This window comes from Rhodococcus sp. NPDC055112 (assembly GCF_053607505.1).
This window is the reverse complement of sequence record NZ_JBSGTR010000012.1, coordinates 93,240-103,972: the sequence shown is the minus strand read 5'-3', so window position 1 is coordinate 103,972 and position 10,733 is coordinate 93,240. Positions and strand designations below refer to the sequence as shown.

The following is a 10,733-nucleotide window of genomic DNA, read 5'->3' as shown; positions in this document are numbered from 1 at the left end:
GGTCGCCGCCGATGCGAGACCCATGGCCGGCCATCTGCCAGATCGGTTCGCCGGACTTCGGCCCGAGATGCGGATGGCCAGCCCGATTCCAGAACTCGGTTCTTCCGAATCTTCCTCGGCTGCAGGTGGTGTCGCAACACTGGCGCCCCCGGCTCCAGTGCCTCCCATCGAACAGCCGGCACAGTCGGTGGCCCCGCCGCGGGCGTGGGCGCACCTCGAGCACATCGATGGCGCGCCACACGCCGAGCGCACGGAACATCCTGTGGAAACCCCGTGGCACGAGCCGCCGGCCCCCGCTGTCGAACCGGAGTCCCATACCCCGCAACCGTTGCACGACAACGGCGGTGGCGCTCGCCCAAGCCTGCCGCGCCGTCGTCGGCAGGCCAGTCTGGCACCGGAGCTGGCGCACGATACTCAGCTCGAGGTGGAAGCGCAGCAGCCGCAACAATCGGCGGAGCAAGCGCGAGATCTGATGTCCGCCATCGCGTACGGTACCCAGCAGGCTCGGCATTCGGAACCCCCGATCGGGCATGCCACCAGGGACGAAATGGAAGGTGAAGGAAGGTGAAGGTGACGACTTCTAACTCAGGTGATCTGAACTGGCTTCTCGACGATCTGGTCAATCGTCTCGCCGGGGTGCGCTACGCAGTCGTGCTTTCCACCGATGGGCTGCTGCTGGGTCGATCCACCTCCATGAGTCGTGAGGACGCCGAGCACTTCGGCGCCATGTCCGCCACCCTGTACGGGCTCGCACGCAGCGCGGGACATCGATTTCAAGGCGGCGCCGTTCGCCAGGCCGTCATCGAACTCGAGAAGGCGGTGCTGTTCGTGACGGCGGCCGGAAGCAACGCATGTATTGCATTGCAGGCCGCCGACACCGCGAATCTGGGCATGGTCGCGTATGAAATGAACCTGACTGTGCAGCGTGTCGGTAGCTTCCTGTCCGCCGATCCGCGTACCGGTGTGGCCGAGCAGGGAGCGTAGATTGCCGTGACACGTATTGGGCAATCGTGGTTCGACGATGCGGCCGGCCCCCTGGTGCGCCCGTACGCCGTCACGCGGGGCCGCACGATGGGCGCGGGACACGATCTCGACATGCTCACGCTGGTAGTGACCGTGTCCCCCGCTCCGCGGCTGCAGCACGTCGAAACGGAGTACGCGGAGATCGTTCAGTTGTGCAGTACTGCGCAGTCGGTGGCCGAGGTCTCGGCGCACCTGAATCTGCCTCTGGCGGTTACCAAAATCCTGGTCGGTGATCTCATCGCCGAGGGAATGCTGAACTTCCGGGCTCCCGCCAGCCCCGACTCCTACAACGATATTGCCGGGATCGGCGACCTGAACATTCTGCAAGCAGTACTCGACGGAATCCGAAAGCTGTAGACCACTATGCCTGACAATGCGTCCTCAGCCGACCTGGCTGCTTCGGTCAAGATCCTCGTAGCCGGCGGCTTCGGAGTCGGTAAGACCACGATGGTGGCCTCCGTCAGCGAGATCACACCACTGCGTACCGAGGAAACGATTACCGAATTGTCCACCGGCATCGACGATTTGTCGGGCGTGGAGGGCAAGACCACGACCACCGTGGCCCTGGACTTCGGTCGTATCACCCTCGATGAAAGCTTGGTTCTGTACCTGTTCGGCACGCCTGGACAGGACCGGTTCTGGTTCCTTTGGGACGAACTGGTGCGCGGGGCCCTCGGCGCCGTCGTTCTCGCAGACACCCGTCGGTTGGAGAACTCGTTCGCCGCCATCGACTTCTTCGAACGGCGCGGTGTCGCCTTCACGGTCGCGGTGAACTGCTTTGAAAGCTCCCAGGCCTACACAACTGACGAGGTTCGCGAGGCGCTCGACCTCGACACCAATACCCCCGTCGTGCTTTGCGACGCTCGTGATCGCGAGTCGTGCAAGTCTGTACTGATAACGCTCGTCGAACACCTCATTACCCAGGTCAGCAACTCAGCGGCCTGAGCAACGCAGCGTTCGTCGTCGCGGCCGGATCAGGCTCCGGAGTCGGCGGGGCGGTTCGCACACCGCAGCGCGTCCACCTCCAGTAGCTGCGGCCCGCTGGTGGGTTACGACGCAAGTCTTGAGATCAAACGTCCGAATTCTGCTCCAAATCTCAACGTGTCCGATTCTTCTCAAGACTCGGTGTCCGCGGCAGGGGAGCGGACGGACGGGTGGGGCGGAGCGATGGAGAGGCATGGAGGCGGGCCCCAGGTTGGACGACAGGCGGAATCGAACGAGCATGGGCACAGTCTGTCCTCGTGCACACTGAGCACACGATTAAGAGAAGAGCGATCAACCGTCGGGTGTGGATGCCGCTCCTGACGCTCGGTCTCATCACCGGATGTGCGGCGGAGTCGATCAACCCGCACCCGGCTTCACCCGCGGCCGTGTTCTCGAAGAACGGTCACACGGGCTCGCGGGCCCTACCGGAGGTACCCGAGCTCCCTGCCCCGACGACGCCGGGTGCCAGATTCACCCTCGATGGACTGTGGTCGGGAACAGCGGTCAGCAACGACCCAGCAGATCTGTCGTGCACCGATGACGCCGAGAACAAGAGCCGGACATACAACCTCACGACGCAGACGACGAAACAGTTCTCCGGCGTCGACAACTATCCGACCGAGGACTTCTACATCCTCTCCGTGGTCGTCATGGATGAGGCGCGGTTGGAGGGCACGGACGAATGGACCGCGCAGGCCATCCTGGCATTCGCCGATTCGACAGGCACATACGTCCAGATGGCGGCACCCGACAGCAACAGCATTGCCGTCCACTCAAGTGGCGACAAATCTGCGGTGGCGTTCTCGATGATCAACACGGCAGAGGGCAACCGAAGTGAAGGATCGCCAACGACAGCGGTCGGCACGATCACCTGTCCCCACTAGCGACCCTCACGTAACGCGATTGGACTCGACTCACGGTTCGTTGGCGATCGTGAGGAGTGGGATTCAGCGAACTGTGTAAGTTCCCGCTCCCGCGCGACGGTTACTAGTTGACGATGTGGGCGGAGGGGGCTCGATGGGCGCTGATGAGGTGAGGTTCACCGAGATGTACACGCGGCTGTATGTCCGGGTGAGATCGTACGCAGGCCGGCGGGCTCCGGAATCGGTAGCGCAGGAGGCTACCGACGAAACCTTCCTGATCGCATGGAAGAAGCTGTGCCAGCTTCCCCATGACCCGTTGCCGTGGCTGCTTGTCACCGCGCGGAATGTCCTGTCGGAGCACCAGCGCAGGGACGGACGACAGGACGCGCTGGTCGCGCGAATGTTGCCGCGTATGTCTGCATCCGAGCCAGGCGCAGACCACGAGGCATTAGAACGACTGGCGGTGTTCGGCGCTATCGACTCACTGTCAGAGCGAGACCGGGAAGCACTGATGCTGACGGTGTGGGATGGGCTCACCCACGCCCAGTCGGCCGACGTTATGGGGTGCAGCATCACAGCCTTCGCGGTCCGTCACCACCGGGCCCGCCGTCGTTTAGAGGCCGCACTGATCGCCCAAGAAGCAGGCCATGTCGTCTCCACGGTTCGGATCGGAAAGGATGCGAAATGAACGACGACCGATCAGTCCTCACCAGGATGGGCCGGCACAACCCCTTCCCGCCGAACGCGCACCTGGCACCACCGGACGGGCAATTGGAGGAGATCCTCGCCCAAACGCAAGACGATGTGCCGCTGGGGCCGCAGTCGCGCAGCCTGCGCCGAAGCCCTTTGTTTGTCGCCGCGAGCATCGTGGTCGCGGCGGGGTTGGTCGCAGGCGTCGCAACGATCCTGGTAAACGAGCGCCCGGCGGACGGCGTCACATCCCCGTCCGGAGCGTCGTTTTCACTTCCTCCGACCGACTCCGAAGAGATGGTCTTTTCCCCGCCGATCGGGCATCCAGGTGACGTTCCCACCGCACCAATGCTGGAGTTCGTGGCCTACAGCAAGCCGGTCTCGTCGAAGGATCTACTCGAGCACCTCGCCAACAAGGCTGAGGACCAGCCTCCGTCGCGGGGCGAAGGTCGATACGAGTATCGAAAGACCCGTGGGTGGTACCTATCCTCGGATCGCACCACCGAGGGAGGGGTCATCAGCTCCGAGATTGCGGAGATCGACCGCGAGCAGTGGACGGCCGAAGACGGATCAGGGCGCATCGCTGACACCGAGAAGGGTGAGACCCGATCGTCAGACGTTGGGCCCAGCGACTTCCCGTGGAGCCGACTCGACTCAGGCGGTCTTTCAGTCGAGTCGCTTCGTGCCCGTCTTCTCTCCGAGGGCTCGAGTCGGGTTGCGGCGCAGTGGTTCGCGGCGTTCACCGACTCCTGGAGCTCGCAGATCGTCTCCCCGGGACTGCAATCCGCTTTCCTTCGCGTTCTCGCTGACCAGGACGACATCGAGGTTCTGGGGGCAGTCGACGACCGCGAAGGGCGCCCGGGTGTCGCAATCAGCACCACAACGGCCGACAAGCGGCTCGTCATCGTCTTCGATGAGACAACGGGTGCGTTGCTGGACTATGAGCAGATCGCCTTGAAACCGGCCGCTGCCTCGGTCTCAATCCCGCTGCCGTCCACCGTGAGTTACACGGTATGGCTTGACGCTGCCTACGTGGATTCGACCGGGTGATCGGTAGGGAGATGGCGGCCAGGCCAGAATGGCTGAGCGCGACCCGCCGTACACATACCTTTTCGATATGACTAGCCGCAATACGCAGGCACGTGGTTTCAATTCCGCCCGCGGATTCGATAGGTGAACACGACGGGTCAATGAGTGAACGCTCTAGTGATCGATGGAGGGGTGCCACAATTGCCGGTTCATGCTGGGCTGCATGCGGATTGGATAGGTTGACCAGTCGGCGATCCCACGTGACGGGCGCTCCCGATGGCACGAATCTGGATGAGTTCTAGATTGGCGTGACGGCCATCTGAACGGACGAATCCGATTCTGGGCTGTCGACGAAGCGTCAGTCTGCGTGTCGGGTTCCCGATGGTGCCACATGGCACCGATGGCGAGGGTGCTCCGAGAACCCCTGTCCGGTTTGCAGAGTCGTGCGCGGTAGTGCGCACCGCACCGTCGGATGCTTCAGCGGTCGACGCCGTCGAGCATCGAAAGGCCTTTTCCGTCAACGGTTATGCGTGCCAGCAGTGCGTCGGCCGCCGCCTCGAAGACCACGGGAAGGTCGATTTCGTCGGGCAGGATCGCCCAATGCGATCGCAGCCCCTCGATGAGGGCGAGGAGTTCGAGGACCACCTGCCGCGCGTCGACATCTGGCTTGAGCTCGCCGTTGGCTATGCCCCGCTCGAGAACCGGAATGAGGGCCGAGTGGATTCCGGTCATGTTGCTCCGCATCCGCTCGCTTGCGGGATTCGATTCGAGCAACGCTTCCCCGTTGAGCACGGCGCGGAATCGCACGAGTTCGGGGTGTCGCATGCTCTCGCGGACCGACGTGACGAGCTGCTGGAACAGCTCCCGCACTGACAGGGACGGCGCGAAGGCGGGCATGAACGGCTGCTCGCGCAGGTCGATGGCGGTGAAGAACAGTTCCTGCTTCGTTCCGAAGTGGTGGATGACGGCGGCATCGCTGATGCCGGCGTCCGCCGCGATCCGGGCGATGGAGGTGTTGGCGTAGCCGTTGCGGGAGAAGTGGTTGATTGCGGCGGCGAGGACCCGCTCGCGGGTGTCCTCCCCCGGTGCATACCTGCGCCGCGGGCGAGGCCGCCGCTTGGACGCGGGTGTGCCGTCCGGGGAGTCCGTCTGTTCGGGCGCCATCGCGGCCCCTCCCTTGCATGCGCGAGCGACTATCGGCAGTCCAGCCTAGTGGCTCGCCCCAATGGATCGGTCGACGACTCGCACCCGGGCCGACGCCGCGCCAGAGCATCGGACCAGTGGTACCCGAGGACGCAGCGGGCGCCGGAACGCCACCGTTTCAGAGGCTAGACAAATGCCGAGTGCGCACTTAGCATTTGCGATCACAGCGCGGCAGGCACTCACACCGGCCGCCTTGAACTGCGGTTATTCGTTCCGACTCGAAACGGAGAGGTGTCCATGAGATTGCCCAAGTGCCGGTCGCGGCTGCGCTGGGTTGCGCGTGCCGCGGCCCTGTCCTCGGTCATCGCACCCGCTCGACGACACGCTGCGCCTGAACCAGATCCAGGCGATGGGTACGCACAACAGGTATCCCTCCGGGCTGATCCCACAGGTACTTCCTCCGCCCGGAGGCAGTCTGGCCGGCCGCGTTGTGTTCTCCGCTTCGCAGCCGGGCAACCCGGATGCCGCGGTGATCCTGGCGCTCCAGTCGGTCCAGAACGCCGCCCGGATCAGCGAGCTGGTCGAAGCCGGCTACCTGGTGCGCACCCGTGCCGATGCCAGCCACGCCGAGGCCCGAAACCATCAACATCGCCGCTCGTGACGCGGTATTTCACACCCGGTGTCCAGAACGTCAGCACCGACTATCCGGAACCGGACCCAAGGCTGAACAACGAATACGCCGTCTAGGTTCCCGGCGGCACCCCGGCCCGCTGCAACCCGGTGAACGCGCCCGCGAGTTGTGCGCCCGTGGACGTCGAGAACCCGGCCTTCATGCAGGCCCCGCCTGGCGGGGGCTCTTCGGGCGGCGGACGCTCCGAGACAAAGGGCTCGAGGCTCGGTAGCTAGCACGCCCGAGCTCCGTCCCGATGTCCGCGGAATCTCTGCCAGTCGACCAACCCCGCGAGACTGACGATAACCAATCTGAACGCAAACGAAGTCCCGGTTAGTGGGGCCATTCCTTGCGGGCCTTTGGCCACGGCAAAAGGTAGCCCACGCCGCGCGAACCCGCGCGATCCCTACGTAGTGGAAGGAAAATTCATGAGTGACTTGAGTAGGCGGAGTTTTCTCCGAAATGGTGCGACGGTAGCCGGTGCCGCAGCAATATTCTCTGCACTTCCGCCCAGCATTCGCAGGGCAATGGCGGTACCAGCCAATGTTCGCGAGGGCTCCATCAAGGACGTCGACCATATCGTCATCCTGATGCAGGAAAATCGTTCGTTCGATCACTACTTCGGCACCTTGCGTGGAGTCCGTGGATTCGGTGACCGATTCCCGATTCCCCTCGATAGCGGAAAGCCTGTCTGGTATCAATCCGACGGGACCAAAGAAGTGCCTCCGTTCCACCTCGATAAAGACCAGATGAATGCCATCAAGATTCACTCGACGGCGCATAACTTCCCCGATGCTCAGGCAGCCTGGGGGCAGGGCAAGCTCGACCACTGGCCGCTTTACAAGTATGACGTCGAGCTGGCCAAGACGACGGGCCAGGTGGTCCCGAACGGTCTGTCGATGGGTCACTACCAGCGACAAGAGCTGCCGTTCCAGTTCGCGTTGGCCGAGGCGTTCACGATTTGCGATGCCTACCACTGCTCGGTGCAGAGCGGCACCGACCCGAACCGAATCATGTTCTTCTCCGGCTCCAACTTCAACCCGGAACTGCGGAAGAAGGGCATAAATTGCACTGACGCCGACTCCGAACCGATCAACCTGCGCGCCTGGGTCAAGGGCCATTTCCCCGACCCGGGATACACGTATCGGGGAAGCTCTTTCCGTTGGCCCACCATCCCCGACGTTCTCGAGAAGGCCGGAGTCTCCTGGCGGATCTACCAAGATCCCAATGACAACTGGACCGGCGCCATGCACGGCGGCCTGGCGTTCGAGAGTTTCCGCACCGCGAAGCCCGGATCCCCGATCTATGAAAACGGACTCAAAGGGTGGTCGCTGAAGGATCTGGCCAACGATGTCGAGCGCGGAACACTTCCGAAGGTGTCCTGGATTCTGCCGTCGCAGGCGCAATCCGAACATGCCGCAGGTTCAAGCGCGCTCAGCGGAGCCGATTTCACCAACAAAATACTGGAAGTGCTGACCTCGAATGTCGATGTGTGGGGTAGCACGGTGTGTTTCCTCACCTTTGACGAGAATGACGGATTCTTCGATCACATGCCACCGCCCGCGGTGCCCTCGTATCGGGCGGACGGGAATCTCGCCGGTGCCTCGACGGTCCCGGTCGAGGGGATGTACTTCCGCGACGACAAGGGCGTGATCCTGGACGAGCTGAGCTCTGATGAAGCCGGGCGGCCTGTCAGGTACCCCTACCGTGATCCCCGCGACAATCGGACCGGCGATCTGAGGCCCTGGGGAATGGGGCCCCGCGTCCCCATGTATGTCATCTCTCCGTGGAGCAAGGGCGGATGGGTCGACTCCCAGGTGTTCGACCACACCTCCGTCGGGCAGTTCCTTGAACGTCGGTTCGACATCACCGTCCCGGCCATCAGCCCCTGGCATCGCGCTGTCTCCGGCGACCTCACCTCCGCGTTTGATTTCGAGACGCCCAACGACCCGTCCAGGCCCGAGCTCCCGGACACCAGCGGCTTCGCGAGGATCGAGGCCGAGCAGGCCGGCAAGCCCGTTGCCCTGCCGCCGGCGGAGCCGCAACCGGTGTGGCAGGAACCCGGCGTCCGCTACTCGCGTGCGCTTCCTTATGACCTCCACGCCACCGCGACCGTGAAGAGCGGGCAGTTGGAGTTGGAGTTCGACAACAAAGGCCGAGCCGGTGCGGTGTTCCATGTCTATGATCTCCTTCATCTCGGTGCGATTCCGCGGCGGTACACCGTCGAATCACGCCGCAAGCTGGCCGGCACGTGGGATGTGAGCACGGACGATGGTCGCTACGCGCTCCAGGTGTATGGGCCGAATGGCTGGTACCGGAAGTTCGCTGGAACCCTGATCGACTCGGCCCCCGGCGGCGTTGGATCCTCGGGCTCTGGCGGCAGCTCCGGGCCCGGCAAGCAATCGCCCGGACTCGAGGTGACCACCACAACGCGGGGCGATGAGCTCACGATCCACATTTCCAACGTCGGCCGCTCCAAGACAGCGGTGACCATCGCTGTCAACGAGTATTCGGCGGACGGCCCTTGGGATCTCTCGCTGGAACCACGCAAAAAGGTCGAGCACCGTGTTTCGCTGCGCGACAGCGGGAACTGGTACGACCTGACTGTCACGAGCCCAGACGTTCCGGGCTTCGAGCGTCGGTTGGCCGGACGAGTGGAGACCGGACGCCACAGCACCAGCGATCCCGCCATGGCAGCCCCCATCCGGCAACCCCGCTGATCCCAGGAAGGCCCCGAACCGCAGGGGCCGGGGCCTTCCTGGGTGTCATTTTGACCGTCTCTGTCGATTGACGGGCATCGCGTGCTGTGGACACCCCAGCGGCGATGTGCTGCGTGGAAGCAGGATCCGCACGGCGCCCACCGTCCTCGAACACCGAAACGGCCGGCTGCGCCCTCCTCCGGGCCTAGCGGCGCAGCAGCAGGTCCGCTCATAACGCTCGAACGGGGAGAGGAGGATCGCGCAGGCACCCAACCTGTCTCGGCCGTTGTCTCGCCAACGAGCCAACCCGGATTCGCTATCCGGTACTGCGGCCCTCGCGGGTGAGCTTGCGATATGACCAGTTCCAGGCCAGCTCGAAGGGGCCGCGGGTGAACTTCCGCAACCAGGCCCACGAGAACACGATCAGGAGCGCGGAGATCGTCGCGAATACCGCGTACGTGCCGTAGGTCGGATCGAGTTGTTGGAAGAACGGACGGTTGAAGAGAAACCGCTGAGCGAGCACGCCGAGTACGTTCTGCAGCAGGTAGCAGCTCAGGGCCATCCGGCCGACGTTGGACAGCATGCGGCCCGGGGCGCCGACCCGACCGCGTCGGCCGATGTACTCGCCGGTCAGTGCCAGGATGCCGAGAGCGACGCCGGCGGCGGCACCGTACCTGGCGAACTGGTTGAGGTTCGGCGGGAATACCGAGGTCATGGACAGTAGGTAGTCGAGTGGTAATGCGACACCGAATCCGAAGCTCATCAATGCGAACCGCAGCCGGCGCCTCTCCTCCGTGAAGATGCCGATTCGGTATAGCTTCGCGCCGAGCAGGAACAGGCCCAGTCCCATGAGCAGGATGGTCAGGAACTCCGATCCGTAGCCGAAGCTCCAGCCGAGGCTCTTGATGTTGGAGACCACGTCGGCGAGGTAGCTGCTGGGAATGGTGTCGCTGGGCAGTGTGTCGGCCCGCGTCGGGTCTATCGGTGTTGGGTCCATCCGTGCCGGGTCCATCTCCGGGGGATCGACGCTGTCGCGGTGGCCCTGCCAGGCCATCACCGCGAAATGCACGGTCAGAAACAAACCGATCAGCCAGTACTGGACCCGTTCGCTCGTCAGCAGCAGAAACGCGACGAGCACACCCACGACGGCGTAGGCGCGCAGCACATCGAACTGGACGACGAAGATGTAGTTCAGTACACCGTCGGCGAACAACAGCAGAGCGCGTACTGGATATTTGCCCGGCCATCTCGCGCCCGCCCGCAGTGCGGACTGACGCTGGATCTCGAGCCCAATACCGAACATGATGGTGAGCAGCCCCAGAAACTTGCCGTTCGGCAGCCATGCCGAGAACATGTGCAGCCAATTGCTCGTGGCCTCCGAGCCTTGGAGTGTCCCGAAGCCACTTGTGAAGATCCAGACATTGCTGGCCAGCGTGCCCAGAATGGCGATACCGCGCAGCACATCCAGCGTGAGAACTCGCTCGCTCTTCGGTTTGTCCCCCACAGTGGCTTCGGCTGTGGCAGTGGTCGTCACGACGCGGTCCCTTCCTCTCAAGTGGTGTCCGACGCTATGGCGCGGCAGACTGCCCGGCATCGCCCTTGGGGACGATTCGTGCCAGCCACCTGGCTGCA

The 10,733-nt window shown here is 63.7% G+C and carries 10 protein-coding genes and 1 pseudogene; 9 read left to right on the top strand and 2 right to left on the bottom strand.

The annotated features are described in order from the left end of the window. The 7 genes and pseudogenes from ACWFRB_RS09025 to ACWFRB_RS08995 all read left to right on the top strand — a co-directional run. Nucleotides 1-568 (top strand): annotated as a pseudogene (locus ACWFRB_RS09025) (sensor histidine kinase); the annotation flags it as partial. A 2-nt stretch (nt 569-570) separates the two neighbouring features. Next, nucleotides 571-984, top strand: a complete 414-nt coding sequence (locus ACWFRB_RS09020) for a roadblock/LC7 domain-containing protein (RefSeq protein WP_452640407.1) — start codon at nt 571-573, stop codon at nt 982-984. Between the two features lie 6 nt (nt 985-990). Next, complete coding sequence (locus ACWFRB_RS09015; protein ID WP_452640400.1) at nt 991-1,380, top strand: DUF742 domain-containing protein; 390 nt, start codon at nt 991-993, stop codon at nt 1,378-1,380. Between the two features lie 6 nt (nt 1,381-1,386). Further along, nucleotides 1,387-1,968, top strand: coding sequence for a GTP-binding protein (locus tag ACWFRB_RS09010; protein ID WP_452640398.1), 582 nt, complete (start codon nt 1,387-1,389; stop codon nt 1,966-1,968). 347 nt (nt 1,969-2,315) lie between these two features. Next, nucleotides 2,316-2,891: a hypothetical protein gene (locus ACWFRB_RS09005; protein ID WP_452640396.1), complete on the top strand. Its 576-nt coding sequence runs from the start codon at nt 2,316-2,318 to the stop codon at nt 2,889-2,891. Nucleotides 2,892-3,024: 133 nt separating this feature from the next. Further along, entirely contained in the window at nt 3,025-3,558 is a 534-nt protein-coding gene (locus ACWFRB_RS09000; protein ID WP_452640394.1) for an RNA polymerase sigma factor, read from the top strand. Next, a complete protein-coding gene (locus tag ACWFRB_RS08995) occupies nt 3,555-4,610 on the top strand; it encodes a hypothetical protein (protein WP_452640393.1) in 1,056 nt (351 codons plus the stop codon). Before ACWFRB_RS09000 ends, ACWFRB_RS08995 begins: the two co-directional genes overlap by 4 nt. A gap of 456 nt (nt 4,611-5,066) precedes the next feature. Here the strand turns inward: ACWFRB_RS08995 and ACWFRB_RS08990 are convergent, their stop codons facing one another. Further along, on the bottom strand, nt 5,067-5,753 hold the full coding sequence (locus ACWFRB_RS08990; protein WP_452640391.1) for a TetR/AcrR family transcriptional regulator: 687 nt from the start codon (nt 5,751-5,753) through the stop codon (nt 5,067-5,069). 388 nt (nt 5,754-6,141) lie between these two features. Here ACWFRB_RS08990 and ACWFRB_RS08985 point away from each other — a divergent pair, with 388 nt between their 5' ends. Beyond that, on the top strand, nt 6,142-6,393 hold the full coding sequence (locus ACWFRB_RS08985; protein ID WP_452640390.1) for a Ca2+-dependent phosphoinositide-specific phospholipase C: 252 nt from the start codon (nt 6,142-6,144) through the stop codon (nt 6,391-6,393). A gap of 437 nt (nt 6,394-6,830) precedes the next feature. Then, entirely contained in the window at nt 6,831-9,122 is a 2,292-nt protein-coding gene (locus ACWFRB_RS08980) for a phosphocholine-specific phospholipase C (protein WP_452640389.1), read from the top strand. Nucleotides 9,123-9,417: 295 nt separating this feature from the next. Here ACWFRB_RS08980 and ACWFRB_RS08975 read toward each other — a convergent pair whose 3' ends face one another. Beyond that, nucleotides 9,418-10,695, bottom strand: a complete 1,278-nt coding sequence (locus ACWFRB_RS08975; RefSeq protein WP_452640387.1) for a DUF418 domain-containing protein — start codon at nt 10,693-10,695, stop codon at nt 9,418-9,420. Nucleotides 10,696-10,733: the final 38 nt, after the last annotated feature.